This is a genomic window from Bradyrhizobium sp. cf659, assembly GCF_900113725.1.
Lineage (GTDB): Bacteria > Pseudomonadota > Alphaproteobacteria > Rhizobiales > Xanthobacteraceae > Bradyrhizobium.
In genome coordinates, this window is sequence record NZ_FOQJ01000001.1 from 1,601,742 (window position 1) to 1,627,943 (window position 26,202).

General features: G+C 61.4%; 26 protein-coding genes and 3 pseudogenes. 3 read left to right on the forward strand and 26 right to left on the reverse strand.

Annotation, left to right across the window (positions count from 1 at the left end):
• The first annotated feature begins 7 nt into the window (after positions 1–7).
• The 3 genes and pseudogenes from BM118_RS42220 (at position 8) to BM118_RS42230 (ending at position 2,013) form a co-directional block, all read left to right on the forward strand.
• Positions 8–199 (forward strand): hypothetical protein, encoded by a 192-nt coding sequence (locus BM118_RS42220; protein WP_244550085.1) that lies wholly within the window; start codon positions 8–10, stop codon positions 197–199.
• A gap of 2 nt (positions 200–201) precedes the next feature.
• Positions 202–353 (forward strand): annotated as a pseudogene (locus BM118_RS42225) (DUF5989 family protein).
• A 1,162-nt stretch (positions 354–1,515) separates the two neighbouring features.
• Positions 1,516–2,013 (forward strand): hypothetical protein, encoded by a 498-nt coding sequence (locus BM118_RS42230; protein WP_244550086.1) that lies wholly within the window; start codon positions 1,516–1,518, stop codon positions 2,011–2,013.
• 116 nt (positions 2,014–2,129) lie between these two features.
• Here BM118_RS42230 and BM118_RS07805 read toward each other — a convergent pair whose 3' ends face one another.
• The 26 genes and pseudogenes from BM118_RS07805 to BM118_RS07925 form a co-directional block, all read right to left on the reverse strand.
• Positions 2,130–2,579, reverse strand: coding sequence for a tetratricopeptide repeat protein (locus BM118_RS07805; RefSeq protein ID WP_244550087.1), 450 nt, complete (start codon positions 2,577–2,579; stop codon positions 2,130–2,132).
• A gap of 168 nt (positions 2,580–2,747) precedes the next feature.
• Positions 2,748–3,146 carry a hypothetical protein gene (locus tag BM118_RS07810; RefSeq protein WP_092183689.1) on the reverse strand — a complete coding sequence of 133 codons (399 nt, stop codon included), beginning with the start codon at positions 3,144–3,146 and terminating at the stop codon, positions 2,748–2,750.
• Positions 3,147–3,155: 9 nt separating this feature from the next.
• Positions 3,156–4,817 carry a type II and III secretion system protein family protein gene (locus BM118_RS07815; RefSeq protein WP_092183691.1) on the reverse strand — a complete coding sequence of 554 codons (1,662 nt, stop codon included), beginning with the start codon at positions 4,815–4,817 and terminating at the stop codon, positions 3,156–3,158.
• 614 nt (positions 4,818–5,431) lie between these two features.
• Positions 5,432–5,851 carry a TadE family protein gene (locus BM118_RS07820; RefSeq protein ID WP_092183693.1) on the reverse strand — a complete coding sequence of 140 codons (420 nt, stop codon included), beginning with the start codon at positions 5,849–5,851 and terminating at the stop codon, positions 5,432–5,434.
• Complete coding sequence (locus tag BM118_RS07825; RefSeq protein WP_092183695.1) at positions 5,848–7,185, reverse strand: TadG family pilus assembly protein; 1,338 nt, start codon at positions 7,183–7,185, stop codon at positions 5,848–5,850. Before BM118_RS07825 ends, BM118_RS07820 begins: the two co-directional genes overlap by 4 nt.
• Before the next feature lie 9 nt (positions 7,186–7,194).
• Positions 7,195–7,584: a hypothetical protein gene (locus tag BM118_RS07830; protein ID WP_092184361.1), complete on the reverse strand. Its 390-nt coding sequence runs from the start codon at positions 7,582–7,584 to the stop codon at positions 7,195–7,197.
• 153 nt (positions 7,585–7,737) lie between these two features.
• A complete protein-coding gene (locus BM118_RS07835) occupies positions 7,738–8,385 on the reverse strand; it encodes a methyltransferase family protein (RefSeq protein WP_092183697.1) in 648 nt (215 codons plus the stop codon).
• Between the two features lie 2 nt (positions 8,386–8,387).
• Positions 8,388–9,296: a type II secretion system F family protein gene (locus tag BM118_RS07840; RefSeq protein ID WP_092183699.1), complete on the reverse strand. Its 909-nt coding sequence runs from the start codon at positions 9,294–9,296 to the stop codon at positions 8,388–8,390.
• Entirely contained in the window at positions 9,293–10,225 is a 933-nt protein-coding gene (locus tag BM118_RS07845; RefSeq protein ID WP_177234091.1) for a type II secretion system F family protein, read from the reverse strand. Before BM118_RS07845 ends, BM118_RS07840 begins: the two co-directional genes overlap by 4 nt.
• Positions 10,222–11,598 carry a CpaF family protein gene (locus BM118_RS07850; protein ID WP_092183703.1) on the reverse strand — a complete coding sequence of 459 codons (1,377 nt, stop codon included), beginning with the start codon at positions 11,596–11,598 and terminating at the stop codon, positions 10,222–10,224. The genes BM118_RS07845 and BM118_RS07850 overlap by 4 nt, the downstream gene beginning before the upstream one ends.
• Positions 11,595–12,797, reverse strand: coding sequence for an AAA family ATPase (locus BM118_RS07855; RefSeq protein WP_092183705.1), 1,203 nt, complete (start codon positions 12,795–12,797; stop codon positions 11,595–11,597). Before BM118_RS07855 ends, BM118_RS07850 begins: the two co-directional genes overlap by 4 nt.
• A complete protein-coding gene (gene cpaB, locus BM118_RS07860; protein WP_177234092.1) occupies positions 12,797–13,750 on the reverse strand; it encodes a Flp pilus assembly protein CpaB in 954 nt (317 codons plus the stop codon). Before cpaB ends, BM118_RS07855 begins: the two co-directional genes overlap by 1 nt.
• Position 13,751: 1 nt before the next feature.
• On the reverse strand, positions 13,752–14,258 hold the full coding sequence (locus BM118_RS07865; protein WP_177234093.1) for an A24 family peptidase: 507 nt from the start codon (positions 14,256–14,258) through the stop codon (positions 13,752–13,754).
• A 97-nt stretch (positions 14,259–14,355) separates the two neighbouring features.
• Positions 14,356–14,571, reverse strand: a complete 216-nt coding sequence (locus BM118_RS07870) for a hypothetical protein (RefSeq protein ID WP_092183711.1) — start codon at positions 14,569–14,571, stop codon at positions 14,356–14,358.
• Positions 14,572–15,386: 815 nt separating this feature from the next.
• Positions 15,387–15,482 (reverse strand): annotated as a pseudogene (locus BM118_RS42235) (branched-chain amino acid aminotransferase); the annotation flags it as partial.
• A 55-nt stretch (positions 15,483–15,537) separates the two neighbouring features.
• Positions 15,538–15,660 (reverse strand): annotated as a pseudogene (locus tag BM118_RS40030) (acyl-CoA acyltransferase); the annotation flags it as partial.
• A gap of 120 nt (positions 15,661–15,780) precedes the next feature.
• A complete protein-coding gene (locus tag BM118_RS07880) occupies positions 15,781–16,542 on the reverse strand; it encodes an SDR family NAD(P)-dependent oxidoreductase (RefSeq protein ID WP_092183716.1) in 762 nt (253 codons plus the stop codon).
• A 21-nt stretch (positions 16,543–16,563) separates the two neighbouring features.
• Complete coding sequence (locus tag BM118_RS07885) at positions 16,564–18,303, reverse strand: nitrilase-related carbon-nitrogen hydrolase (protein ID WP_092183718.1); 1,740 nt, start codon at positions 18,301–18,303, stop codon at positions 16,564–16,566.
• Positions 18,304–18,316: 13 nt separating this feature from the next.
• Positions 18,317–19,306 (reverse strand): acetamidase/formamidase family protein, encoded by a 990-nt coding sequence (locus BM118_RS07890; protein ID WP_092183720.1) that lies wholly within the window; start codon positions 19,304–19,306, stop codon positions 18,317–18,319.
• A 30-nt stretch (positions 19,307–19,336) separates the two neighbouring features.
• A complete protein-coding gene (locus BM118_RS07895; RefSeq protein ID WP_092183721.1) occupies positions 19,337–20,056 on the reverse strand; it encodes an ABC transporter ATP-binding protein in 720 nt (239 codons plus the stop codon).
• A 1-nt stretch (position 20,057) separates the two neighbouring features.
• Entirely contained in the window at positions 20,058–20,774 is a 717-nt protein-coding gene (locus BM118_RS07900) for an ABC transporter ATP-binding protein (protein ID WP_092183723.1), read from the reverse strand.
• Positions 20,774–21,838 carry a branched-chain amino acid ABC transporter permease gene (locus BM118_RS07905; protein WP_092183725.1) on the reverse strand — a complete coding sequence of 355 codons (1,065 nt, stop codon included), beginning with the start codon at positions 21,836–21,838 and terminating at the stop codon, positions 20,774–20,776. The genes BM118_RS07900 and BM118_RS07905 overlap by 1 nt, the downstream gene beginning before the upstream one ends.
• Positions 21,839–21,853: 15 nt before the next feature.
• Entirely contained in the window at positions 21,854–22,726 is an 873-nt protein-coding gene (locus BM118_RS07910) for an ABC transporter permease subunit (RefSeq protein WP_092183727.1), read from the reverse strand.
• Positions 22,727–22,821: 95 nt separating this feature from the next.
• Complete coding sequence (locus BM118_RS07915; RefSeq protein ID WP_092183729.1) at positions 22,822–24,063, reverse strand: urea ABC transporter substrate-binding protein; 1,242 nt, start codon at positions 24,061–24,063, stop codon at positions 22,822–22,824.
• Positions 24,064–24,073: 10 nt separating this feature from the next.
• The gene (locus tag BM118_RS07920) at positions 24,074–24,739 is read right to left on the reverse strand and encodes an ANTAR domain-containing response regulator (protein WP_092183731.1); all 666 of its coding nucleotides are present in this window, start codon (positions 24,737–24,739) and stop codon (positions 24,074–24,076) included.
• On the reverse strand, positions 24,736–25,896 hold the full coding sequence (locus BM118_RS07925; protein WP_092183733.1) for a transporter substrate-binding domain-containing protein: 1,161 nt from the start codon (positions 25,894–25,896) through the stop codon (positions 24,736–24,738). The genes BM118_RS07920 and BM118_RS07925 overlap by 4 nt, the downstream gene beginning before the upstream one ends.
• Positions 25,897–26,202 lie beyond the last annotated feature (306 nt).

Consider the following 26,202-nt stretch of genomic DNA (forward strand, 5'->3'; position numbering starts at 1 on the left):
ACTCGGCTTGCTGCTGCACAGGATCGTCAACCCAATCGTCATGGGCCTTCTCTTTTACGGTACAATTTTGCCGACCGGCCTCGTCATGCGGCTGCGCAACAGAGACCTCTTGCGGTTGAAGCGTGAGCCCGACGCCGAGAGCAATTGGATTGCGCGCACGCCGGGGCCGGCACCGGAAACGATGAGAGACCAGTTCTGATGATGGATCTTCTGGTCGAACTCTGGCGCTTCATGCGGGGGCGCGGAAGAACTTCTGGCTGATGCCGATCCTGATCATGATGGTGGTATTCGGCGGCCTTACCGTACTGACGAAGGGCTCCGTGGTCGCACCGTTCATCTACACGCTGTTCTGAACCGACGCGCATCCTCGGCATTTCGGCGTTCTATCACGACAGCGCCGCGGCGCTGGTCGAGGGCCGCGCTCTACCCCACGATTACCAGTGCGAGCAGACCGGAGCCGAGCAGAGCGACGCCCGCGAGCGTAACCGCCAAAAAAGCAAGAGATGTGAATTCTTCACGCATGTATGTGTGGCCAAGGAGTCACCACGCTCCGACCATCACAAGAGTGGCGATGCTCAAAGCCGAGCAGCACAGAATGATGACTGGCGCGACTAGATTTTGGTGAGACCGCATTGCTGGCTCTCCCAGTTAGAACGATCGTAAACACTAGACCGGCAATGTGTTTCCCTGACTTCGAGGTTGCTGGAAAGTGGTTTCAATCCGACGTCATTTGTTTCGTCTTGGCGGGGCGAATGAAGTCTCCTCACGGGTTCGCGAACGCGAAACGGGAACCAGAGACCGATTCTCCCAATCTCGGATCAAACCTCAAGATGAGGCCTCGTCCGGGTTGGTTTGACAGACACAGTTATTACGAGGCCTCGATCGACTCGCTGGGCGTCGCATTTGCCGCTGCCTTCTATAAGGCGACGTCTGGCGTCTGTAGGATGAACCGTCGTGCGCGGCCCCGCGCCCAGGCGCTGGCGCGACTGAGACCATCTGCGGATATCCCGATTCGATGCTGCTGCCCTTTTCCTCAATTGACATAGGGCTCGCTTATCGGCACGGTTTACGCCCACGTCCCATGCTGGAATGATTTGCAGATCTGGCGGCGTCGGCCGGTAAACGCGCAGTGTGCAAAACAACCGCCTCATTTGATGCTCCGGGCGGAACAACCGCTGAAGTTGATAGATGGCTCCATCGAGAACGGATACGGGCCGGCCTAATCACCAGATGGAGGATGATCCGTCCCGCACTCATCCGCGCGCCGCCGCTCATCCCCTGGCGGACGATCACGTCGCCGAGGACCGAGAGCCGCAGCCACGCACCGATCATGGTAACAGTGCGCCCATAATTCACCCGCCCCAGGGGCCCCCTGCCCTGTCGTCCGCGCACTTCGGTTCCGGGCAGGAGGAGTCCGGACGTGGGACAGAAATTGCGAATTGGACACAGCGTGGACGCCGCATCTGGCGCGGGCACCTCCAGCGCGATCAACTCCCCGAGGCAACCGGAGGGTCGATGGGAAACATCGAGCGCTGGCTGCTCGCGTTGCTGAGCGTTCTCGTCATCGTGAGTTGCGTTTGCGCGACCATTGTCTTGATGCAGGCCACGGCGCTCAAAGCAGAGATCGCCACACTGCAACGCGAAATCATCGCGCTCAAGCTACGCGTAGCCAGGCTCGATCAGATCGCAAGCGCCAATGAGGCACGTGACAAGCCAGGCACCGAAGCCCCCAAGCCGCCGGCCGAGAATCGCCCCGACCAGGCTGTTCTCGTCCTATCGCGCGAAGAGATTCAGCTGATCCGCGACTATATCAAGCCCGCCCCAGTTGCGGGCTCCGCGACTGAGTCGATCAAGGTCGGCGATCCCGTCACGGGAGAAACAATCCCGTTCCCTTCTCCGATCACGGAGAAGGTCCGCAAACTACTCGGCGCGAGATTTACCATCCGCAACGGCGTCATCGTCATTACCCGCATCGGCAGCCGTTACGCCGATGTTGTGATCGGGCCCAATTAATGAGAGGCGGCTCGTGCCACGTGCAACTGGCTCATACCCGGCGCATGGCATGCCTTCCAACGCACGTCAGCGTGCATATCCGACAAGCATCAGATCTTTGCTCGTAGTTATTCCACCTATGGCTGATTATTCGGCGGCCTTTCGATGAATCGACGGCTACCATTGAGAAGCTCAAGGTTATTGGCGATAACCGGGTTACCTGGATCGAGCGAATAAGCCTTCTCGAACTTCCGTCGCGCCGCACTGAGATTGCCGCGCAGCATGTACGAATACCCCTGATCATTCAGGATTTGGACGGTCTCGCCCCCCAGCCGAATCGCCTGGGCATAGGCCTGATCAGCCAAGTCAAAACGACGCAGGCGGTCGTAGCTTGCCGCAAGCCCAATCCAGGCCGTCAGGTCCTTCGGTGATTTCTCGACAGCGTCCTTGAAGTAGCGCTGGGATAGCCCGTAGCTGCCGCGGTTGAAATGCTCCAGTCCCAGCCGCACCGGCTCGTCGGACGGATAATATTTGACGTCGGTCGGTTCCTGCACGGGGTCCCCGCCCGGCGGATCGACGGGAGCCACGATCGCAGCCTCCCTCAGCGTGTAGTCACACCCCGCAAGGCCTGCCCCCAAACAGCAACAAGTCAGCATTAAGATGATGCGCCGCACAACTCTTGTCCCCGTTTGGCCCAGCGCACTCATTGAAATATCTTCGTCAGATCACTCAAAGCTATGGCCCCCTCGGCTCCTTCACTTGCTCGCCGCGCCGCCGACCGGCACCGATATTCCACTCGTCGACCCAGCGCCCATTCCGGTTACGTTGACATTCTGGGTAACGGGGGGCCGCTGGCCCATCGCTTCCGTCGCCGGCCCGATATCGGGAAGCTGATCGACCGGCCGCTGAGTATTGCCATAACGCGTCACGGCGGCGCCAACGCGCCGAGCGTCGTACGCGATCCTTCGGTCACCGACGTTTCGTGGCCATGGATGGATCGTATGTGTGACCGCGTTGACCTCCTTGGCATCGCCGGCGGTCATCGTGATGGTGTTGGAACGCTGGAAGTAGCGGTCCACCTCGTCATGACCGGCGAGGCCGTAACATCCCCCGAGCAGCAAAGGCGCGAACAGAACCAGATACCTCTTGGTCATCTCTCGCTCCTAGTTGAGGGTCTTTACGACCGGCTGGTTGGCAGCGGCCGCCGGGGGCGGAACGGGCGTCCTGAGCTCAGGAGCGATGATGTGGCCGTACGGGCCCTTCACGTCACCACCGGAATTGACGTAGTCATCGTAGCGCTTGCGGACTTCCATCTGGCCATTGAGGAAGAAATCGACGTCGTTGGCCGGAAGGCGGGAGTCGAGCGGAGACGCCAGTTGCTGACCGGGCACGGCCGGCGCAACCAGGCGCGGCGTGACGATGATGACGAGATCCGTTTCCTCCTGCTGGTAGGACTTGCTGCTGAACAAGGTTCCAAGCACGGGCACCGAGCCGATCCAGGGCAATTGCGAAACGTCCTGCCGGTTGCGGGTCTGAAGCAGGCCGGCGATGGCAAAACTCTGGCCGTCGCGCAATTCGACGGTGGTGCGCGCGTCGCGGCGGGTCAACGCTGGAACCGTCGTCCCCTGAATCGTCACCGCATTGGCGAAATCCAGCTCGCTGACCGACGGCTCGACCCGAAGATTGATCACGCCGCGAGAGAGCACCGTGGGCACGAAGGCCAGCTCGACACCGAACTTCTTGTAGTCGATGGTGACAGTGGGAAAGCCGTTCGTCGTCGTGGTCGGGATCGGCACTGGAAATTCACCGCCGGCGAGGAAGCGGGCGGCATCGCCAGACAGCGTGGTCAAGTTTGGCTCCGCCAGCCGGCGCGCCAATCCCTTGGTTTCCAATGCAGAGATCAGCAGGTCCACCGAGCCGCCGTTGCTGGTTCGAATGAGACTGGTCAACAAACTTCCGAACGGGGCCGGTGCTACACCGCCCGCGGTCCCAAGGAGCGTCCCCAGCGTTCCGAGTATCGGAAGACTGCCGGTCGGGGAAGCACCGACAGGCGTACCGCCAGTATTACCAACTGGGTTTTCGACCGTGTTAAGACCACCGATCGGCCGTCGACCCGTCGCGCTAGTTGCACCACCAAGTCCCGTATTCCCGACATTGGTCCCATTGGCATTCGCCGCATAAAGGTTGACGCCGAGGTTTCGACCGGCCTCCCGGCTGACCTCAAGGAAGCGCACCTCCAGCATCACCTGCTGCGGCGCCGCGACGCTCATCGCGTTGACGACAGTGCCTCCTTTGGCAACGGTGCTGGTGGCAATTGCCATGGCCCGCTCGGCCGCAACCGCGTCAACGGCGGTCCCGCTGAGCACCACCTGGCCCTCGGAGGCGGAGACGCGAACACCCTGCATGCCGGTGCCGGTCCGGATGTTCTGCTGCAAATTGCCGGTATCGATCACGACCTCGACGTCGAGGACCCCGATCTGCTTCATCGAGCTGTCGAACAGAATGACGTTGGTGGTGCCGGTCTGCTTGCCCTGGACATAGATCATGTGGTCGCTCAGCGACTTCACATCGACGATGTCAGGCGAGCCCGCGATGATGGTCGCAAAAGCGGTATCGACCTTGAAGGTGCGCGACTTGTTGACGACCACCCTGACCCGCTGGACGTCGTTCATTTCGCTGACAAAGACGCCGCTGGAGGAACCCCGCCGGTCTGCAGCCTCCGCGCGGTCGGCGGACCCAAACAAGGCCACCGCCGCGCCAAGAGCCATCACACCCGTGGCGAGAAGCCTCCCTACCCTTTTACCCGAAACGCCAGCGCCACCCATTCGAGTCCCCCCGCTGCGACTCACGGCTATCCCCGCAAATCTACGTGCTCGATGTCCCCAACAATTCTCCTCCGCGCACCACGTCGCAGAGCTTACATTCCGTCCCACTACAATTCGTTACTTCGTGTTTCCGAGATCATCGTCCCTCATACAGCCTGCTTGCAAGAAGAGACGCTTACCGCATTGCCGCAGGCGGCAAAGAAAACTTCCCAATGTTGCCAGCGAGCATCATTCTCTCTGCCCGTTCTGCCCGTTCGGAACAATCCCGCAGCACAACCGCTCGGGTATGAGTTCCCGTCGTCGCCCCCGCAGTCGAACGACGTCGAGTCGCGCTTGGAGATTCGCTTGGCCAGGCGCAGATAGCTCTGGCGGAGTTCCATAGCTCTGGCACAGTTCCATGCCCACGCACGTAGCCAACTCGACCGGCGCGGCCACGCCGCGATGCCGACCAATACACGTAAGGTATGCTGCCATATTCACGACGGCCTGCGCCAATGATGCCGTCACGATCGCACTTCTCATGATGGCATTTGTCTTGGCTTCGCATCCGGCATCATTGGAATCGCCATCGCCAGGGGCTGGACGGGTGTTCATCGGTGATGCTCGGGAGTGCGCTAGAACGGAATACTTGTGGACGCGCTCGGCGCATTGAGTGACGTGCCCCATATCGGCATCAGCATAGTGAAGCGTGCTTGAGAAGCTGTAACAGTCAAACTGTTGTCGCTGGCCCCCACGGTCAGCGTCGGCGTGAGATGGCCGAAATACAGGAATGGCGCCGCGTTCTGCTTAGCCGTCGAGGACAGGGGATCCCCGGTGCAGCCCGCCGGCGACTGCGGCGGGCTTTGGACCACGTCAGGCGTGTAGCAGCTAATCATGACCGCCCGTGCGCCGGCGCTCGCCAGCGTCCGTAGGGATTGCATCGTGATGGCATAGCGTCCGAGATCGATGATGATGAACATCAAAGTGAAGAGCGGCACGAACACGAGGATGAATTCGAAGGCTGCAACACCGCGATTGTCGAGCTTTCGCATCATTGCACCAAAGCGACAACTTGGGTGTAAACGATGGTGGCCGGGTCACACCCTTGCGTGCTCAGGTAGCCGCCACCGCTCATGTCGAGCGTTTTCGCGATCACTTGTGAACAGGTCGTATTGGTACTGGCGGTGTTTCCGCTCCAGCTAACGTCGACCTTGGGGAAGTACATGGCCCCGCCCAGGCTAACGAGACCACCGCCGTTGATGGTGACCTTGTTGCTGGTCTTGCTCGGAGCCTGATCATCAATCAGGACGCCATTCAGATCAGACGAGAAACTGTTCGTGGCAGGTGCGGAGAGATCAACCGTACCCCCGTTGATGGTAAGCTGCGAGTCACCGAGCAATACCAGGGTTACGCCTGTTCCTTTCAGTTGTCCGCCGGTGACCTTTATGGTTGCATTGTAAAAGAAATATGTTCCCGGGTCCAAAATGTACTTGTCGTTGTTCTGCACCGTGAAATTACCGTAAGCTCCACTCCCCGCGCTATTCGGCGCGCAATGCTTCCACCCATCCGCCAGAACGGGGCATGACGGGCTTGTATTGCCAGTCCTGCTGTTGAACGATTTGGTGTCCAGTTTGCTGAGCGGATTGTTAGCGTACGTCATGAAATAGTTGTGCGGCACGCTAACATTGCTGCAGGAGCCTGAGGGGGTGCAGCCACTTACACCATAAACCGCCCATCCCGAACCGGTGAAAGATGGAGTGCTGGCAAGTTGAACACTGGTATCCGACATCAGCGCGCAGCCAGTTCCGTTGTTGCTGAGGTTACCACCAAGCTTAAGCGCGCCTGAGTCAGGTCCAAGCGCCAAGGCGCACGCCTTGGTCGGCTGCTGGACCAGCGCAATGGCTTGGGCCGGGATGTTGACCGTCATCAAACCCAGCACTGCCGACAAGTAGGCCGGTTGTTGCTGGCTGACCCTGGCGCGAACGGCGTTGCCGGTGCCTGCAGGTGGCGTTGTGAACGTGCCCGCATTGTAGGTGCCGATATCGATCTGCACGGCCCGCGAGACTCTGGTCGGAAGACTCGACACACACGTGGTCCCGGGATAGGGCGTGTTGTCCTGCGGACTTGAGTTGCAGAACCCATTCTGTGCGGCGAATTCCTTGCCGCGATAGTCCACCGATTGCGTGTCGCAGGTCGCGCCAGCGATCGTGCACGAAAGCCGCAATGCACCCGAGTAAGCCGCCGAGTCGGCGGCGTTCTGCGCATGCTGGCGGGTAACGTACCACGATCCGGCCTCGGCCCCGAGCGCGACCACTCCGATGAGCGGCACGAGCGCGATGGCCGTTGCGAATGCGGCAGCGCCTCGTTCGGAACGGAGCAGATTACGCATGGAAACAACCTACTGGAAGCGTTCTGAGTAAGGCAGCGTGTACGTACAAGTGGTCGGACACAGCACCGACCTCCAAAAAGGCGCGCGCGCCCCAATCGGAGCCAAGGTGATGGTTGTCGAAAATGTAATGTACTTGGGAGAATCAAGATTGCTCGGCGAGCAGGCAGCACCTGCATCTCCGCATTTAACCTGGAGGTTGCCGATCGTATGACCAGCGACTGTTGTCTGTAGCCCTGGCCTCCAGGTCACCGTGCCGTCGGGGCCGAGCGGATTATAGTACTGCACATACTGCCCGAAGGAGCGCAACGCCGACCACGCGGAGATGAACTGGAAGCCTGCGGCGGCTACGTCGGCGAGCGGCACAAGCAGGAACGACACCAAGAAAACGTAGACGATCATGCTCTCCAACGCGACGGCGCCGCGCTGATCCGCGACGAAAGACCCCTTGGCACGCGCGCGCCTGGCTCGACCGATACTTACCACTTCCGATCGCCGAGTCCGCGCAGTAGGGATTTGAACCTTGTCCATGACAATTCGGCCACGCATAGTCTTTCACCAAACATAAGGGACTACTCTCCAACGCGATGCCTCGTAGCTGGAATACTCAGGGCAATTGCGCCGAAGCAGGTCTTCTTCGTAAAGAATTCGGCATACCTGGACGCCGATATGCAGGACAAGCAAGACCGCCGTCAGCGGCGTCGGGTTTCTCAGCACGACTCCCAACACCGCGATTTCTTCCGCAAGGTAGAGCGGGTGCTTGATCCACCGGTACGGACCCGTTTGCACCACATTGCGCGCCTGTGGCACCAGACTGAACGACCTGCCAAGGTGTCGGATGGTGATCAGCATCATGATCATGCCGACCAACACGCAAGCGGTGGATGCCAGGTTTGGTAACGCCTGGTCGGTCTTGCCGAAGAAGGCGATCGTCCATGGCATATAGGTGCCGACGAACGCCGCTATTCTTGGGAGGACGCCATCCGCTTGCGCCTTTGCCGGCGACCGCGTCATCGTCAATAGCGCCAGGAGCACGTAGAAGGCACCAAGGCAAACACTCGACAGAAGCGACGGCCAAGGTTTATCGGCCGATGATCCAATATTGAAGGCGACGCCAAGTGCCAGCAGCATGAACCACATGCCGCCGAACAGTTGCATCGTCCGGTCGTAAGAGGAGGCTTTCGACAGGGCAACCGTGCTCATGGCTATTTACCGAAGCTGGCGAACGAACGCACGAGGTGCAGAATGGGACTTCCTCCCAAAACGACGAACATGGCTGGAAGCAGGAACAGCACCATCGGAATGGTCAGCTTGGCGCCCAATTTGTGTGCTCTTTCTTCAAGCTTGGTTATGCGTTCTCGCCGGAGGTCGACAGCGATATTCCGCAGAGCCTGGCCCACCGGCGTTCCGTATTGCAGGCTTTGAGCGACCATGGTGCCGAATCGGCGAAGCCCATCCGATGTAGACCCTAATTTATCGAATGCGTCGCTGCGATTTGGCAGTATCCGGAGATCATCAAGAAGGCAGTGTAGGACCCGGGCCATAGGGGGATTGGTCTCGCTCATTTCTTGCGCGACGCGAGCGAGCCCGCTCTCCAGGCCCATTCCCGCTTCGCTGCACACGACCAGCAAATCGATCATATCCGGCGTGCCTACCCGAATGGCAGCATCAAACCGCCGCTTCAGCACCGCCAGTATCAATCGCGGCCCCAAGATTCCGATCATCACGCCAATGAGCGTGAAGACCAGCACATCCGTCAGTGCCTTCCCCGAAAGCTGAGCGACACCCCCGGCGATGATTGGGCATAGGAACATGGCGACGGCTTTGACACCGATCCAGGTCGGCAACGCTCGACGATGATTAAAACCTGATGATTGAAGGATCGTTCGCAGTTGATCCAGATTTTCCTCAGCGTAAAAGCGGCGATACCGCGTGCCGAGCCATGAAAACCAACCGGTCACGTCTTGGAAGGGTGCTGCCCCGCCAGCACCGCCCATCACGGCGTTTGCCACCCGTGCGTCCACAGTACGGATGTGTATCTCGCGGATAATCAACAGGCTGGTCGCAGTCCCAGCTGCCACTGCGAGGGCCACCAGACTGAGGCCAAAAGTCATAGTGTTGTTTCCCTTCTGACCATCCAACTTATCACCAAGGCTCCGACAAGCACTGAGGCTACCGCGTAAGCGAGCAGCTTGTTTCCAACCGGATCGGTGAACAAGAGATCAACAGTTTGCGGATTGGCCGCGTATAGTACCCCGCCTCCAATCAAGGGCGAGATTGTTAGCGCTCGTGAGGAAAAGATCACCTCTCCTGCCAGCGCCTTGGCGCGAGCAGCAAGCGCAACACGTTGCCTCACAGTGTCTCCCAGGTTCTGCAAGGTTTCGGCCAGGCTGCCACCTGACTTCAGCTGGACTGCAAGCGTCACCGCGAACATCGCATACTCGGCCACTTGCGTTCGGCGATAGACACCTTCGACAGCTTCCGCCGGAGGCCTCCCCAGATTCACTTCGTTGCATACGATGGCAAACTGCCCAGCTGTTGGTTGCGGCATTTCGCGCGCGAGGGCGCGGAATGCTTCGTGCACGGGCAAACCCGATCGAACCGTACTCGTCACCAGCTGGATCGCATCCGGCAGCTGCCGAAAAAGCTGGAGGGCGACGCGACGTTGCTGCCATCCAAACAGCCCTCGCGTCACGATGATGGCTGCGATTGCAGCGGCAATGCACCCGTAGAGAATGGAATATCCGAGCTGGTAATTCGCATAGAGGATTGCTGCCGCTACGAACGCACCGGCAAGCAGCACATAGGCCGGATGCCAAATGTTCGGTATCTCGGGATTGTAATTGACCAGGCGATGGAGGAACAGAGTCTGGGATCCAGTCTCCGTGCGGCGAATGGACAGCAGGTTGGCTGGATGTGAGGCTGGCAGCGCAACCGCCAGCCGGCGATCGATGCGTCTTTCCCGAGCGTCGAGCCACAACGCAATGGCTGCTGCGCACATCGCGAGCGCCAGAACAGTGACGATCACGGACTCCGGCATCATATTTGCCTCATCGCCTCGGCCCAAGCTCCATCCAGCCCGTAATAGACAAGACGGCTTTTGAATTTCGGGGTTGCAAGGTTGCACCTGTAGGTGCCCGATAACCGCCCATGCACATCCTCGTCCTGGTACTCGAAGGCTGCGATGTCATTGGTGGTGATCACGTCCCCCTCCAGGCCGATTACCTCGCTGATCTGAACGATACGGCGCTGTCCGTCCCGCATGCGTTCGACCTGCACAATGAGATCCAGCGCAGCGACGATCTGAGTTCGAATGGCGCGCGACGGTAGATTAACCTGCCCCATCTGCACCATGTTTTCGATGCGGGTCAGGGCATCACGGCTGCTGTTGGCATGCACCGTGGAGATCGAACCATCATGGCCGGTGTTCATCGCCTGCAGCATGTCAAATGCTTCAGCGCCGCGCACCTCGCCCACGACAATCCGGTCAGGACGCATGCGCAGCGCATTCCACAAGAGATCGCGCTGTGTCACCTGCCCTGTGCCTTCGAGACTGGGAGGCCGGGTCTCCAGGCTGACCACGTGCGGCTGCTGAAGCTGCAATTCTGCCGCATCCTCGATCGTGACAATGCGTTCGCTGTGATCGATGAACTGGCTCATCGCATTCAAGAGCGTCGTCTTACCGGATCCGGTGCCGCCGGAGACCAGAACGTTGAGCCGAGACCGGGCGGCGACCTCCAGCAATTGTCCGATGGCCGCGGTCATTGAGCCGTTTTCGATCAATCCGGCCATATCCAAACGAAGGCTTGGAAATTTTCGGATGGAGATGCACGGACTATGAATCGCCAGCGGCGGGAGGATGATGTTGACGCGGCTGCCATCCAGCAGGCGACAATCCACCATAGGGCTGGACTCGTCGACGCGCCGACCAACCTGCGCGGCAATCTTCTGAGCGACGGAGGCGATGTGATCATTGTCGCGGAATCGCACCGCAATTCGTTCCAGCCTGCCGCTTCGCTCCACGTAGACGTTACTCGGACCGTTCACCATGATATCGTTGATCGATTGATCGAGCAGAAGCGGACGCAACGGCCCGTAGCCGGTCATGTCGTCCGCAATCTCGTCCGCTAGCTGAATCTGCTCGCGACCCGACAGTTCAAGTCGTTCCTCGTTGGCGATTCCATGGATGATTTCCTCGATCTGCCGCCGAAGGACATCCCGCGAAACCGTTGCGGCAACCGACGGATCAATCTGCTCGATGACCCGCTCGCGGAGCGAGGCCGGCATCAGGGGCCGTTGAGTCGAAGGCGCGTGCCTTGGCGCAGATGCAGGCAAGCTCGGCGTCGACGCAGGCAATGGCGTCACTGCAGGCAAAGGAGCTGGCGTATCGTCGTCGCGCCTACCAAAGGTCTTCATAGTCCCAGCAGCCTCCTCAGCCGTCCCTTCTGCTCGGCGCCAAGCCCTGTGATTTCCCGTACAATCGGGGCGAGGTGACGCCGCAGTCCCGATACGTGCTTGAGCGCTGGAATTCCGAGATTGACCGCCTGGGTCATCCCCTTCCCGAGATCGGGTACCACCATGTCTGGTTCTGCCCCCAAGGCCTTGACAATCGCGGCCCTGGGGAGGCCGCCGGGGCGATCGGCGCGGTTCAGGAGAGTAAAGACCCGATCCTTGCCGGCGATGTTGGTGACAGCGGTCCGCAGCGCATGAGCATTGCGAAGTCCAGTCACCTCGGCTTCCAGCAGCACCAGCACGTGACGAGAAAGAGTGATCACCGGATAGATGGATGGCGGAAATGGGACCGGTACATCGACAACGATGTAATTGAAGCGTTGGCGGAGCAGACCGAGCACGTGTCTCACGCCCGCTTCAGTGATGTCGAGCTGCGCATCCAACTCCTCATCGGCGGAAATCAGGCAAACCCGCTCGTTGACCTCAATTGCCGCGCGCTCGAGGAACAACGTGTCCGCCCGCATTGGGTTCTCCAAGGCGATACGGAGCCCTGGCCCAGGCCGAACACCCAACATCACGGCTGTTTCGCCGGCTTGCAGGTGAAGGTCGAGCAGCGCGACCTTGGCCTTGGTGGTCTCGGCCAGCTGCAGGGCGAGGTTGATGGCGATACTCGTCGCTCCGGCGCCGCCCTGCGCTCCGCAGATCGAGATCACATGCCCGCCGCGATCAGGCTGACTGTGGGCCACATCGCCAAGCAGCTTCGGGCGCAGCTGGTCCAGCACCATGTCCCGCGTGATCGGCTTTGGCAGATACTCGGTCAGGCCAAGATCCATAAGCTCGCGGTAGAACGTAATCTCCCTGCTCTCGCCGACCAGAGCAACCCGGACATCGGGCGGGCAGACGCCGGCCAACCGTCCCAGCTCAGCAAATGGGTCTTCGATGCCGCTGATGTCCGTCACCAACGCGGATATATCGGTGTCGGTTTCGAGCATCCGTATGGCATTACGGATCGTGCCACGCTTGATCGATATGTTGCTACCTTCGAGGCCCTTGCGCAGAGCCGCAGCACTAAGCTCGTCATTTACAAAACAGACGATCCGGTTGCGGGCTACAACAGATGTAGCTTCTTCAGGTGAACTGACGACTGCAATGTTAACGCTCATCAACGTTTCTCCAGCAACTTGCCTGCCTGAACCACCATCGTCGCACCCCGGCGGGAGACTTCCGACCCATCGCAGTTAACCGTAGCGTCCCCGTCGCCTGAGTCTTTCCTGACTGAGTATTGCTTGACCTGACCGCCAGCATGAACGACTACCGCTGCAGTCCGGCCAGCAACTGCATTCTGGCGAGCAATTTCCGGCGACACATCGCAGCTGGACATGGCGCCAGTGTCCGCCGTATCCCACTGCTCGACTGCTGCCCGTACGGCCAGCGAGATCGTTCCGATCTGCTTTGCGACTGTGATCTTCTTGACCTGGTCTGGCGCAAGCTCCAACGACACAGTTTGCGCTTGCTTGCCGGCCAAAGAGCTAACGGTTCGCCCGCCTTGCACAATCTCCTGGTCAATCGCAATGACTCGAACGTTGCCCAGAACGACTTCGCTCAGGGCCCGACGCGCGGGGTCTGCCTTCTCGAACACTTGGGTCAACAGGACATCGACATGATCACCGGGCCTGATCAGCCCCGAGACGCCAGACTCCTCGTCAACCTTGATGCTGATTGCACGGCTATCCGGTGCCAAGACGCTGGCCAGGAAGCCGCGATCACGCGGCCGCAACACGTCCTGCAAGGTAATTGGACTGCCAGCCTCGACGAACTTGCGAACCAGAGAGCCGGTAAGTCCGGCCTTCGAGTCGGGCGTTTCGAGAACCGCCCCCGCTGGAAGACGTTCAGGCGGCGCCGAGCGTACTGCGAAATCTTCATCGCGGGCCAATGTACCTTTCGATAGCGGGCGTGCCGCAACAAAGTACCCGACCGTCGAAGGAGGCGCCGGCCCCTGCTCCGCGACCGCTACCGGAACCTGTTTCGGCAGGTTCATGTTGTAGGCAATGAGCCCGAACGCGGCGGTTGCAAGCAACAGAACTGTGATGATCGAGAGACGTAACGCGGATGACATGTCAAAGTCCTCGACTGAAAATGGTCCAAATGCCACCGCATGCTATGGCCACCCCGTAAGGCAGCGGTGCATGTCGCAAATGTCGCCACCGCTCGATCGCGTAGACGCGGCGCATGAGTGACGAGCCGGCGGGCGCTAGCCTGGGATACGGCAGGAGGCGCATCAGCAGATGCACCAGGGCGAGAATGCCGCCAGCCAACACGGTAACGGTCAGCAGCTGAATCACGCCCGTCAGCGGAAAGCCGATCGCCAACGCAGTCAGCAACTTGACGTCGCCGCCGCCAATTCCACCGCGCGTGTACAGGACAAACAGCAGCAGAAAGAGGATCGCGGCTGCTATCAGCGACTCGGCAATCTGCATCGAGTTGGGCAATTGAGTGGCGATCCCGAGGAGCGCCAGCGCCAGACAAATTTCGTTTCGGATCAAGCGCGTCGCGACATCGATCGTTGCGACATAGAACAACAACAGGATTTGCAGAAGCGAGGCTGCGGGAGCAATCCAATTCATGAAATGCACGCCTCAAAAAAGCGGAAGGTAAACTTGTGGGGGGCACTCAAGAGGGGGGCAGCCTGGATTGCCCCCCTCTGGCGTCGAAATGGCTGTATCAACCAGCGATTGCCGTAGCGAAAGCGGTGGTGATAGCGGTGATACCAGTAGTCAGTGCCGCCCCGATCTGACCACCAGCTCCACCACCGAACACAGCACCCACTGCGCCAACGATACAAACCGCGACGATGATGTACTCGAACGACACCACGCCGTCCTGGTCCGTGCGCAAACGCTTCAAAGCTTCTCGAGCCTCAATATAGTACGTCAACATAGGAGGATCCCTTCCTTGGAGATGACAGACATCGGAACGTTCGTTGGCGAAAAACCCCTGGCGCCAACTGGACTCATTTATAAGGTCTGCTCCGAAGGTTTCGCGTGCTCCATAGAGTGGTGATGCGGAGCAAAAGGGGTACTCCTCCCTCGATTAACCATTTCGCTGAATGGCTTGCGTTCGGTCGACGCGCGACAACGCGCTGGCGCTTCGCAAGCGCTCAGCCATCATGGTCCGACGATGCACAGCGTTGTCGACCCCAGAGAAACGCGCCGAGGACTTGAACGCAATCGAGGACCGAGGGCTCTATTCAGCCGCCAATCTCGATGCGCTCTATTCTATCGATCGGCCGAATCCGGCCATTCCCGACCTTGGATAGCGGACAGCGCCAAGATGACCACTCGCCGGCACTACACATGAAGCACGGACAACAGCTAGCGTACACATTGGCGGACGTAATAGCCGTTGACCCGTATCCACTGGCAGGGGCTCGGCGGAGGCTCCTTGATGATGGTGTAGCCGTGGTAATCAATGTCGGTTGGTGCGGTCAGGCCACGCCAGAACACTGCATTCGCGCTGGACCAGCTCAGGGTCATCGCTGCCGAGAAACAAGCCAGGGCGACACAGAATGGAAAGAGTGTTCGCATCAGCGTCTTCCGGTTTGGAATTGCTTACCGTAGCGCGCTTATCCTGACTGGTCCCAGAGAGGCTCGCAAGTCCGATCGCGCCATCAAAAGGCCAGCCGGCAGCAGAACTTCCGTGCTGGTTCGGGGTCGACATGGCCTCTCTCACGCCGCAAGCTTCGCCTCGCGTGCGATGGTCGAACCGAGCCAGAGCCCATGGGTGCGCGGCCCCATGATCGGCACATCGCCCTCGTGCCATTGGCCGTGCAAGAATGTCCATGTCCGCGAATGGCTGACGGAGTCGGTGCCGGGAAACCAGGACGAGCCTCCTGGGACGACGGAGTTATGGCCCGTAGATCACGAGCTCACAATCCGACAGATCGGCAAGCCGGGGGCAATGCGGACCCTTGAAGTATTTGCGGCCGATCGGCTCCCTGCTGACGAAGCCGGTCACGGGGCCATTGGCAACGCCGGTCAAGCCTGGTCCGGCGAGAACGACACCTGGTCAAGATTCTGCGTAGATGGTGCGACGGCTCAATAGCGTGTGAGCCGCCGGTTCAAATTGGTCCAACGCGAGGCAAAGTTCCTACAACTGCACCCCACGCGTGAGTGCTCCGTCGACGACGAGATTTGTGCCCGTGATGAAGCTGGCCGCGCGGCTGGCGAGAAACACAACGGCGTTAGCCATTTCCTGCGGCGTTCCCATCCGCCCCGTCGGATTGAGCGCCAGCGCCGTCTTGTAGAGCTCGGGATTGTTGTCCTTGATCATGTTCCAGACCCCGCCGTCGAAATAAGTATTGCCGGGGGAAACCGAGTTGGCGCGGATATTCTTCCCCGCGAGCTGATTGGCGAGTCCTTGGGTGTAGTGGATGATTGCCGCCTTGAAAGTGCCGTAGGGACCGGCGGCGAAATCGACTTCGCGCCCGGACACGCTCGATATCGTGACGATCGCACCGGCCGCGCTCTTCTCCAGATAGGGCATAGCCGCATTCACCAGCCGGACCGTGCCCATCATGTCGGTCGAAAATTCCTTCTCCCAGCTTTCCTCGTCCTGCCCGATCGCAAGCGCGCTGACATTGGCGACGACGACGTCGATGCCGCCGAGCTTTGCCGCCATATCGCCGACCCAGGCCTTCAGCACGGCCGCGTCGGCGACGTCAACCGCACCGCCATAGGCCGCGACGCCCTTGGCCTTGAGTGCTGCGACCGTGCTCTCAACCTCGGCCTGATTGCGGGAGCACACGCCGACGTCGGCGCCTTCGGCGGCAAATGTCTCGGCGATCGCGCGGCCGATTCCCTTGGTGCTTCCCGTGACGAGAACCTTGGCGCCCTTGAGTCCCAGATCCATGGTCGGATTCCTTTTCTTGGTTCAGTAGTTGTTCGGGGCCGCCTTGACCAATCCACGATAGCTGTGCGGCATTCGCATCGAAACCAGATCCTTTCGCCGCACGACATTGGTCGGATAGACGCTGTCGAGATTTGAGGTGTCGACCAGCGCGGTTGCAAGGCCCGTGCCGCCAGCCACGATCGCCTCCCGCCGCGGAAACGCAAATGTGTCAGGGCCGAACACGCCGCTCAACCCGGTATAGCCGCGCCCGGGATCGGCGACATTGGCGAAGGCGAAGAAAAGGTTGTTTTCGCCCGCGCGAACGCGGAAATGATGCCAGTGATGCGGATCGGGGCCGGTCGGGATCGGCTTTGGCTGCCCGACCTCCGTGCCGTTATGCGGCGAACTGAAGCGCCCCTTGATCGCGGCGGGACATGCGATGAGATCGCAGCCGCGCAGCGCCAGCACCCGGCCCGCTTCCGGGAAAGATGCGTCGTGACCGATCAGCAGCCCGATGCGGCCGATCGGCGTGTCGACGACGGTCCAGCCGTCGCCGGCGGTGGCCCAGCTTCGCTCGTCGGAGGTGAGATGCGTCTTGCGATAGACTGAGATATCCCGATCCGGCGTAACCAGGCAGGCGCTGTTGTAAAGCGTATCCCCGTCGCGTTCGGCCAGGCCGCAGGCCAGGTAGAGGTCAAGTTCCCTTGCAAGCTCAGCAAGGCCGTCGGTCACCGGCCCCGGTATCGGTTGCGCCGATGTCGCGGGATCGCCAAGTCCCGTCAGGGCAAGTTCGGGAAAGACAACGAGCTCAGCACCGTCGGCGCGGGCCTTGCGCGCGAGTGCTGTGATTTCCGCGAGATTTTGGCCGAGGTCATCGCCAGGTGCAAATTGCGCGACGCTGACCTGCGACGTCTTTCCAGCTGGCCAGGGCTCGTGGCCGTAGAGGCCGAAGAAGTCGCGCGGATTCCAGCTGAAGGTATCGGTGAGCAGTTCTGGATAGAGCTCCGGCCGCCGCTGCGCGAACACGGCTTCGCCGAGCACGCGGCGCGCGCGTGCAGCGTCGAGATCGATCTCGGACAGCAAAACACCGTCGCCCTTGTCGAACACGGCCACCACCTGCCCGTCCGGCGCGATCACGCAACTTCCGCCGCTGAACTGCACGGTACGTTCGAGCCCCCATCGATTGCTCTCGATGACATAGCAGCCGTTCTCGAAGGCGCGGCTGATCCAGTATGGCGCCGGCGTGCGCTCGGCCAGCCAATTTGAGATGTGGCAGATGACGTCCGCGCCGCCGAGCGCCATCAGCCGCGCGGTTTCCACGAAGTGGATATCCATGCAGATCAGAAGCGCGATCCGTCCGATTGGCGTCTCGAACACCTGATTGTGCAGGTCGCCCGCCGCCGCCCATTTCGGCTCGGAGATATAGGGATGCGTCTTGCGGTGGCGGCCGACAATGCCATCAGGCCCGACCAGAACGGCCGTGTTGAAGTAGATGCCGTCCTCATCGACCTCAGGCATCCCGACGACGATGTAGCAGTCATGCCTGCGCGCCAGCGCCGCAAAGCGGTTCGTGGTCGGTCCCGGGATCGTCTCGACGAACGGCGCGACCTCGGCGCGGTCGAACCAGCAATAGCCGGTCGTTCCCATCTCCGGCGTCACGATCAGCTTGGCACCGGCCTCCGCCGCCTGCTCGCAAAATTCGAGCAGGCGCGCGATATTACGCTCCTTCTCGAACATGGTCGGCTCGAACTGGACGGCGGCGACCTTGTGTATGGTGGGCATGATCCGGCCAGCCTCAAACGAGATAGGACTTCTTGATGGAGGCACCGAGCGTATATTTGGGATCGACCATGTTGCCGAGGCGGACGCGGCCGGCCTGGGTCAGCAGCATGTACGCGTCGATCTCCTCGAAGCCATAGTCGGCCGCCATCCAGCGGCAGAGCTCGCGATAGGCGATGCGGGCCGCATCCTCCATCGGCCGCGCCGAGCCGATGGTCATGATGAACTCCTTGGTCTCGAGCCGTGGCCAGGCGATGGTCCAGTTCTTGATGAGATCGATCTGCACCGTCGTCACCGTCGGATGCTCGATGGCGACGCCGCAGAGCTCGCCGTCGCCTTGTGCCGCATGACAGTCGCCGAGATAGAGCAGCGCGCCCTTGGTGTTGACCGGCAGGTAGATGACGGCGCCGACGCCGACATCCGGCAGGTCCATGTTGCCGCCATAATAATCGGGAACAAGCGAGGAGATCGCCTCGATCTCCGGCGAGGTGCCGATGGTGCCGATGAAGGGCTCATAGGGCAGCGTGATCTTGTCGTTCCACTTCGTGCCCGTCTTGGCGTCGATCTCGAGTTTCTTGACGCGCTCCGGCAGCGCCGGATTGAGCAACGCCGTGTTTCCCGTGCCCACAAGGCCGCCGAATTCCGGCATGATCACGGTCGTGCCCCGGGGCTGCGGTCCGCGCGGCACGATGCTCTCGATATAGACCGCGAGCACGTCGCCCTTCTCGGCGCCGTTGACGTGGATCGGCCCGTTCTGCGGATTGAGGAATGGGAAGTTGAGGATTTTTGACGGGCTGTCGGTCTCCTTCTTGATCGCACCTTCGAACGCATCATGCGTCTCGGCAGAGACGACCGCGCCGGGATCGACGGTCAGCACCGGTTTCACGTAAGGCCCGTACACATAGTGATACTTGCCCTGCTCGCCTTCGGTGATCGTGTATTCCTTGCCGCGCTCGCCCTTGGCGACGCCCTTGCGTGCCATGATTGAATTATCTTGCCAGGCCATTGCTGTTCTCCTTTGTTGTAGGCGTCGCTTCTAAACCGCGAGATGGCGGCGCATCTCCGCCTCGTCGTCGAGCGCGGAGCGGTCCAGACTTGCGACGATGCGTCCCTTGTCCATGACGTAGCACCGCTGCGCCATGGCGCGGATCATGTCGAGGTTCTGCTCGACCAGGATGATGGTCACACCGGTCCTGCGGTTGAGCGCGACCATGTTGCGTGCGATGTCCTGGACGATGTTGGGCTGGATGCCCTCCGAGGGCTCGTCAAGCAGGATCAAGTTTGGATCCGCAATCAGCACCCGTCCGATCGCGAGCTGCTGCTGCTGGCCTCCGGACATGGTGCCGGCTCGCTGATGCCAGCGCTCTTCGAGAATCGGGAATGCTTCGACGATCATGCGCCTGCCCGCCTCGGGAATGCCGCCGCCCTTGATCGCAGCGCCCACCGCGACGTTCTCGCCGACGGTCAGGCGCGGAAACACGTCGCGCCCCTGCGGCACATAGCCCATGCCGAGGCGCGCCCGCTTGTGCGCCGGCACGGATTCCACGGCTTCGCCGCGATAGACGATCGAGCCGCTCATAGCCGGCACGAGCCCGATCAGGCTCTTCATCAGCGTGGACTTGCCGACGCCGTTGCGTCCGATGACGGCGACGATCTCGCCTTCCCGCACCTCGATCTCGAGGCCCTGGAGCACCGGCTTGCCGCCATAGCCGGCGCGCAGTGCCAGTGTCGAGAGGATGACTTCCCTGCGCGGCATATCAAGCATGGGTCTGTCCCAGATAGATCGCCGCCACGCGCTCGTCCGCCACGATCTCGTCGATCGAGCCTTGCGCGAAGACCTGACCGAGATGCAGGACGGTGACGCGTTGCGCGACCTGGCGCACGAATGCCATGTCATGCTCGATCGCCAGCACGGTCATGCCACCGGCATTGAGCCGCTGAACCATTTCGCCGGTCATGTGGGTTTCCTCCGGAGACATGCCGGCGGTCGGCTCGTCTAGCAGCAGAAGGCGTGGCCTCAGGCTGATCGCCATACCGATCTCCAGCCATTGCTTCTGACCGTGACTGAGATTTCCCGCGGTCTGCGCCTGCTCGGCTTCGAGGCCAAGGAAGCCGAGCAGCCGGCCGATCTCGGCCTCGAGCTCGGCGCCGCGGTGCCGGCTCTGCAAGGCGATCTCGAGGTTCTGGCGAACGGACAGGCCCTTGAAGACGCCCGGCACCTGGAATTTGACCGACAGGCCACGGTGAATCCGTGCAAAGGATTTCAGTGCCGTGATGTTCTCTCCGGCGAAGAGGATCTCGCCGCTTCCAGGGTGATGCTCGCCCAGGATCAGGCGGAACAGCGTGCTCTTGCCGGCGCCATTCGGGCCGATCAGGCAATGGATCTCGCCGGGCTCGAGCGTGAGGTTCACGCCGTTGGTGACGTGCAGCCCGCCAAAATGCTTGTTCAGCTCGCGCAGCTCGAGCAGCGACATCAGCCGGCCCTCTGCGTAAAGCGCGCCGCGAGGCGGCCGAGCCAGTTCATCGCCCCGAGCACGAGCCCGTTCGGAGCGATCAGGACCGTGAGTACCAGCAGCACGCCCATGAAGACGAGCGCGTACTGGCTGCCGTAGATCGTCAGCGCCTGGAACGCGGCGAGCACCACCAGCGTGCCGATCACGGTCGAGGTCAAATCGCTGCGGCCGCCGACCGCGACCCAGATCAGCGGCAGCGCCGCTGCCGTCATGCCCATGCTCGACGGGGTGATGTACTGCCCCCACACCGTGTAAAGTACGCCGGACAGCCCGGCGAGCGCGGCGCCGATGACAAAGGTGATGAGCTGGTACTTGCGGATGTCGTAACCCAGCATCTCCGCCCGCTCGGGGTTCTCGCGGATGGCGACGATGACGTTGCCAAACGACGAATTCATCAGGATGCGCAGGCCCAGATAGACAAGCACCAGAAGGCCGAGCACGAAATAATAGAGTCCCACGTCAGCGAACAGCGCGATGGGCTCACCCGGCCACGGGATGGTCAAAGGTGGCATCGCGCTCATACCGTTGAAGCCGTTGAGCCGCGCGCTGCCGATGTGCCATTCCGGTCCCGCGGTCTGTGCCATGAAGCGTTCCAGCATCAGGGTCACGGCGAGCGTCACAATGCCGAGAAAGACGCCGGCGATGCGGCCGAAGAACATGAAATAGCCGAGCAGGACCGCGAACAACGCGGCGATCGCCACCGCAATCACCAGCGCCACCAGCGTGAAGCCGTAAGCCGAGCCGAAATTGATGGTGAGGACGCCGTAGCCATAACCAGCGATCCCGAAGAACGCGGTCTGCCCGAAGGAGAGCGAGCCGCCATAGCCCCAGATCACGCAGAGACTAAGCGCAATGAAGACCCAGACGAAGAAATAGACGGTGTTGCCAACCGTGTAGCCGTCGCTGAACAGCGGATAGGCGATCGCGATCAGCAACACTATGGCAAAGAGCAGCCAGAAGGTCCGGCCACGACCGACGGTCTGCGGGCCTTCGAGACGGCGAAACAACGAGAGAAAACCGGTCACGACGTCATCACTCCGTCAGGTGCGCTCACGCAACACGAAGCCGGAGATGCCTTTCGGCAGAACCCGGACCACGATGATGACGGCAACCAGCAGGCCGATCTGGCCGAACAACTGTCCCTGCCACGACGTCATCACCGACTTCACCACCGCAAGCACGCCGCCTGCCGGCGCCGTGCCAAGGAAAACGTCGGCGCCGCCGATCACGACGGTGACGAATGCCTCCATGATGAAGGTCGCCCCCATGGTCGGCACCAGCGTCATGGTCGGCGCATACAGCCCCCCGGCAAGGCCAGCAAGCCCCGCGCCGCAGGCAAAGGTGAGGCTGTAGATCAGGCGCGTATCGACACCGAGGGCTGCCGCCATGTGCGGCACCTGGATGGTCGCCCGCGCCAGCACGCCGAAGCGCGTCCAGTTGAACAGCGCATAGAGCGTGGCGAGCACACCCAGCGCGGAGCAAAACAGCACGATGCGATAGATCGAATAGGAGTAGTCGCCGACCTGGAAACTGCCGAACGGCGTGCCGACACCCGCCATGGTCGAGCCGACCATGATCAGCGTGCCCTGCGTGGCGATCAGGCTGAGCCCCCAGGTGGCGACGATGGTGTCGAGCGGGCGGTCGTAGAGATGGCGAATGACAGCGAGCTCCACCACGACGCCGACCAGCGCCGACACGAGGGTGCCCGCCAAGATGCCAAGCGGCAACGGCAGGCCGGCATGCACGCTCGCCGCCGTGACATAGGCACCGCACATGATGAACTCGCCATGGGCGAGATTGATCACGCCCATCATGCCGAAGATCACCGCAAGCCCGCAGGCCGAAAGCACCAGGAACGCGAAGGCGTCGCCGAATTGGTAAAGCGCCGAAAAGACGTGGGTCGCGATGTCCATGAACCAACCGATGTGAGGGAAGACGCGAAATTACCGTCGCAAGGTGTCCGTGATCGCCCCGGCCTGCCGCGAAGGCCGGGGCGACCAGCCGCCGGTCAGGGTTTCGGCGGGGGATTCGATGGCGTGTACTGCGCCATCGGATCTTTCTTGGTGAGATCGCAGCCGGCCTCACCCAGCCAGTACGGCTTGATGTCCTCCCAAGTCTTCGGGAAGGAGATCGCGTGGTCGGCTCCGACCTTGGCGAGATAGATCGTGTGCGACATGTGCTGGCTCTTCGGGTCGATGCAGACCTTGCCTTCCGGCGCGTCCATGCAGACATCGCCCATCGCGATCACCTTGCGGATGTCCTCGCGCTTGGTCGACTTCGCCCGCTCCACCATCTGCTTGTAGAGGTAGACGGCGAGATAGGAGTTTTCCGCCTCCTGGTTCACATAGGGTTCGCTTGGGAATTTCGCCTTGAACTTGGCGTAGAACTCCTTGCTCTTCGGCGAGTCGATCTCCTCGATGTAGTTGGTGGTGACGTACATGTCCTTCAGGCTCGGCGGCTTGAAGCGCTTGTGCTCGTAGCCCTGTCCGACATTGACCGAGGACGCCATCGGCAGGTTGACGTTGGCGGAAGCTGCCTGCTCGTAATAGGAGGCCTGTGCAGTGCCGACCAGCAGCGTGACCACGAAGTCCGGCTTGGCCTTCTGGATGTTCTGGATGCTCTGCGAGAACTGCGACACGCCGAGCGGGATGAACTCCTCGCCGGCCATCTTGCCGCCGTTCTCCTTGACGATCTTGCGCACCCATTCCGCCGAGATCTGACCGAAATTGTAGTCGGCGGCGAGCGTGTAGACGTTCTTGCCGTACTTCTCCATCATGTAGGGAATGAGCGTGGAGAACTGCTGCTCCGGCACGGCGCCGGTGACGATCATGTGGCCGTCGCAGACCCCGCCTTCGTACTGGTTGTTGTAGAAGGCAAAGCCGTTGAACTGGTCGACGATCGGCCGATACGCCTCGCGCGAGGCCGAGGAGAATCCGGCGAACACGACATCGACCTTGTCGCGCTGGAGCACTCGGCGCATGAACTCCTGGTAGCGGGTGTTGTCGGACTGCGTGTCGTAAGGAACGAGCTCGAGCGGTCGGCCCATGATGCCGCCCGCCTTGTTGATCTCGTCGGCGGCGAGCTGGATGGCGTGGACCTTTCCGATCGTGGCGGCGGCGAAGTCGCCGGACTGATCCTCCAGCACGCCGAGTTTGATCGGGTTTTCCGCCGCGAGTGCCAAGGTTGATCCGAGGACAAGCGTCCCCGTGAGGGCTGCGGCACGCAGCCCCCGCAATACAGACTTGCTCATTTTGCTTCTCCTAGATGGCTTGCTTGTTGCCGCCTTGCAGCATGATGCCGGTCGTGCGGCCAGTCGTGTCGGGCGGCTTCGCCCGCTTGCTCAGAAACTCCTCGCAGTAGAGTTCCATGTTCTGCCGTGCGCGCATGCTTTCGCGACGGAGCTGGGAATAGGCACCCTCCTCGTCGAGGCCGCCCTGCTGCATCAGCAGGATCACCGCCCGGATCACCGCGCGGCGCCCGCGGCGGCGTTCCTCGAGGCCTTGCAGGCGCTCGCTCATTTCGGCGCGCAGCAGGAACTGGTTGATGCCCATGAACAGAGACGTGTAGACCGCGCCACCATGCACCGGCTTGCGCAGGAACGAGGTCGCGCCGAGATTGACGAGCGCCTTCAACCGGCTCGGCGCCTCGACGCCGACGAGGCCGATAACCGGCACCGGCGGCAGTCGCGAGGCGGGATTGACCTCGATCGCGATGGCGCCTTCGAGGTCGCCGTCGACGAAAAGGATGTCGCGGTCGGCCTGGAGGCTCGCAACGTCGATCTGCGCGCGGCCGTCGATGATTTCAGGATATTCGGTGGAGACGCCCAGCTTGGCGAGCGTCGTTTCGAGCGTGCTCTCCCATCCGCCTCGCCGGGTTACGACGATGGCACGGCCGCCCTTGAAATTTTGTAGCAGTCGAGAGCTCATGATTGCACCACTTTCAACAGCGGAGAGCGCATTGCGCTGGCAAAGCGCGGCGACGACTGGACGAGATAGGGATCGGGTGCGATCGGCTCGCGGGATTCCAGCAGCACCTCGAACTGCCCGTTCGCAGCCGAACGGCCGATCCGTGGCGTGAGCCAGGCGTGAAAGGTCTCCCGGTCGATACGGACCTCTCCTTGCGGAGCGCGCAGCCGCTGATCCGCCACGGCGGCGCGCACCGTGCGCGCGTCGTCGGTGCCGGCTTGCGACAATGCCGCTGCGAGCAGCTTGACGGCGATGTAGGACGACTCGGCGTCTGCCGACGAGACCGGTCCATCCGGAAAAGATTGCGCGTAGGCATGGATGAAGGCGGCATTCTCCGGCGAATTCAGCGACGAGAAATAGACGCTCGACGACAGATGCCCGTCGATAGCGTCGGGTCCGATCTCCGGCAGTTCCGGTTCCGACAGCGTGCAGCTGGCCACGGGAATTTCCGCGGCCTGATCGATACCGCGTGCCCGGCAGGCGGCCCGGAACGCGCGGAAGAAGGCATAGGCGCCGGTGCCGATCAGATTGTTGAAGACGAAGTCAGGGCGCTGGTCGATGATCGCGGCAATGACCTGGTCGACCTCGGTATCGCCGACCGAGAGGTAGCGCTCGGCGAGCACGGTGCCGCCGCACGCAATCAGCGCCTCGCGGAAGATGCGGTTGTTCTCCCAGGCCCAGATGTAGTTGGAGCCGATGCAGAAGGCGCGCGAGCCGACCCGGGACGCCAGATAGTCGACCAGCGGCAGCACGTGCTGGTTGGGCGCGGCGCCGGTGTAGATGACGTTGTCGGAGCTCTCGAACCCCTCGTAATGCGAGGGGTACCACAACAGCCCGTCGAACTTCTCGAAACACGGGATCACCTCCTTGCGGCTCGACGAGGTGTAGCAGCCGACCACCTGGCGGATGCCGGACCCGAGCAGCTCGAGGCTGAGCGAACGATAGCGCGCGAGGTCGCCGGACGGATTGACCACGACCGGCTCCAGCTCGATGTCGTGGCTGCTGGCATTGACCTCCTGGAAGGCGAGCAGAGCGCCATTGAGGATCGAGCGCGCGACGACGCTGTACGAGCCCGTCGTCGAGAACATCACGCCGATCCGATAATGCCTTCGCGTCATCACTCGATCCAAAACAAAAAAAGCGCCCGCCGGCTGTGAAGCCGAGGGCGCCCTCGCCGCCAACCAAACACGCGCTTTGCGCGTGGCGTTGGAAATGGTTTGAACTTATCGCGTTGACGGGCTGCGTTGCCCGACGCTCGTGCGTTACGGTCGTTGAGATCGATTGCGATGTCAAGCGCGTTGTTGCAGCGGAAATTGCCGCAATTCGTGCCGACGTGTAGCAAAACTGTGCAAGGTGGTTCATGATCGCGGAAGGGGCCTGCCAAGGACGACCGGCATGGCGGCGGGTCAAAATACTGCCCGCAC

Bases quoted from the DNA above. Each gene is read 5' to 3' on its own strand.
- BM118_RS42230 (WP_244550086.1), top strand. From the start codon at position 1,516: ATGGGAAACATCGAGCGCTGGCTGCTCGCGTTGCTGAGCGTTCTCGTC.
- BM118_RS07810 (WP_092183689.1), bottom strand. From the start codon at position 3,146: ATGACCAAGAGGTATCTGGTTCTGTTCGCGCCTTTGCTGCTCGGGGGA.
- BM118_RS07815 (WP_092183691.1), bottom strand. From the start codon at position 4,817: ATGGGTGGCGCTGGCGTTTCGGGTAAAAGGGTAGGGAGGCTTCTCGCC.
- BM118_RS07820 (WP_092183693.1), bottom strand. From the start codon at position 5,851: ATGATGCGAAAGCTCGACAATCGCGGTGTTGCAGCCTTCGAATTCATC.
- BM118_RS07825 (WP_092183695.1), bottom strand. From the start codon at position 7,185: ATGCGTAATCTGCTCCGTTCCGAACGAGGCGCTGCCGCATTCGCAACG.
- BM118_RS07830 (WP_092184361.1), bottom strand. From the start codon at position 7,584: ATGATCGTCTACGTTTTCTTGGTGTCGTTCCTGCTTGTGCCGCTCGCC.
- BM118_RS07835 (WP_092183697.1), bottom strand. From the start codon at position 8,385: ATGAGCACGGTTGCCCTGTCGAAAGCCTCCTCTTACGACCGGACGATG.
- BM118_RS07840 (WP_092183699.1), bottom strand. From the start codon at position 9,296: ATGACTTTTGGCCTCAGTCTGGTGGCCCTCGCAGTGGCAGCTGGGACT.
- BM118_RS07845 (WP_177234091.1), bottom strand. From the start codon at position 10,225: ATGATGCCGGAGTCCGTGATCGTCACTGTTCTGGCGCTCGCGATGTGC.
- BM118_RS07850 (WP_092183703.1), bottom strand. From the start codon at position 11,598: ATGAAGACCTTTGGTAGGCGCGACGACGATACGCCAGCTCCTTTGCCT.
- BM118_RS07855 (WP_092183705.1), bottom strand. From the start codon at position 12,797: ATGAGCGTTAACATTGCAGTCGTCAGTTCACCTGAAGAAGCTACATCT.
- cpaB (WP_177234092.1), bottom strand. From the start codon at position 13,750: ATGTCATCCGCGTTACGTCTCTCGATCATCACAGTTCTGTTGCTTGCA.
- BM118_RS07865 (WP_177234093.1), bottom strand. From the start codon at position 14,258: ATGAATTGGATTGCTCCCGCAGCCTCGCTTCTGCAAATCCTGTTGTTG.
- BM118_RS07870 (WP_092183711.1), bottom strand. From the start codon at position 14,571: ATGTTGACGTACTATATTGAGGCTCGAGAAGCTTTGAAGCGTTTGCGC.
- BM118_RS07880 (WP_092183716.1), bottom strand. From the start codon at position 16,542: ATGGATCTGGGACTCAAGGGCGCCAAGGTTCTCGTCACGGGAAGCACC.
- BM118_RS07885 (WP_092183718.1), bottom strand. From the start codon at position 18,303: ATGCCCACCATACACAAGGTCGCCGCCGTCCAGTTCGAGCCGACCATG.
- BM118_RS07890 (WP_092183720.1), bottom strand. From the start codon at position 19,306: ATGGCCTGGCAAGATAATTCAATCATGGCACGCAAGGGCGTCGCCAAG.
- BM118_RS07895 (WP_092183721.1), bottom strand. From the start codon at position 20,056: ATGCCGCGCAGGGAAGTCATCCTCTCGACACTGGCACTGCGCGCCGGC.
- BM118_RS07900 (WP_092183723.1), bottom strand. From the start codon at position 20,774: ATGTCGCTGCTCGAGCTGCGCGAGCTGAACAAGCATTTTGGCGGGCTG.
- BM118_RS07910 (WP_092183727.1), bottom strand. From the start codon at position 22,726: ATGGACATCGCGACCCACGTCTTTTCGGCGCTTTACCAATTCGGCGAC.
- BM118_RS07915 (WP_092183729.1), bottom strand. From the start codon at position 24,063: ATGAGCAAGTCTGTATTGCGGGGGCTGCGTGCCGCAGCCCTCACGGGG.
- BM118_RS07920 (WP_092183731.1), bottom strand. From the start codon at position 24,739: ATGAGCTCTCGACTGCTACAAAATTTCAAGGGCGGCCGTGCCATCGTC.
- BM118_RS07925 (WP_092183733.1), bottom strand. From the start codon at position 25,896: ATGACGCGAAGGCATTATCGGATCGGCGTGATGTTCTCGACGACGGGC.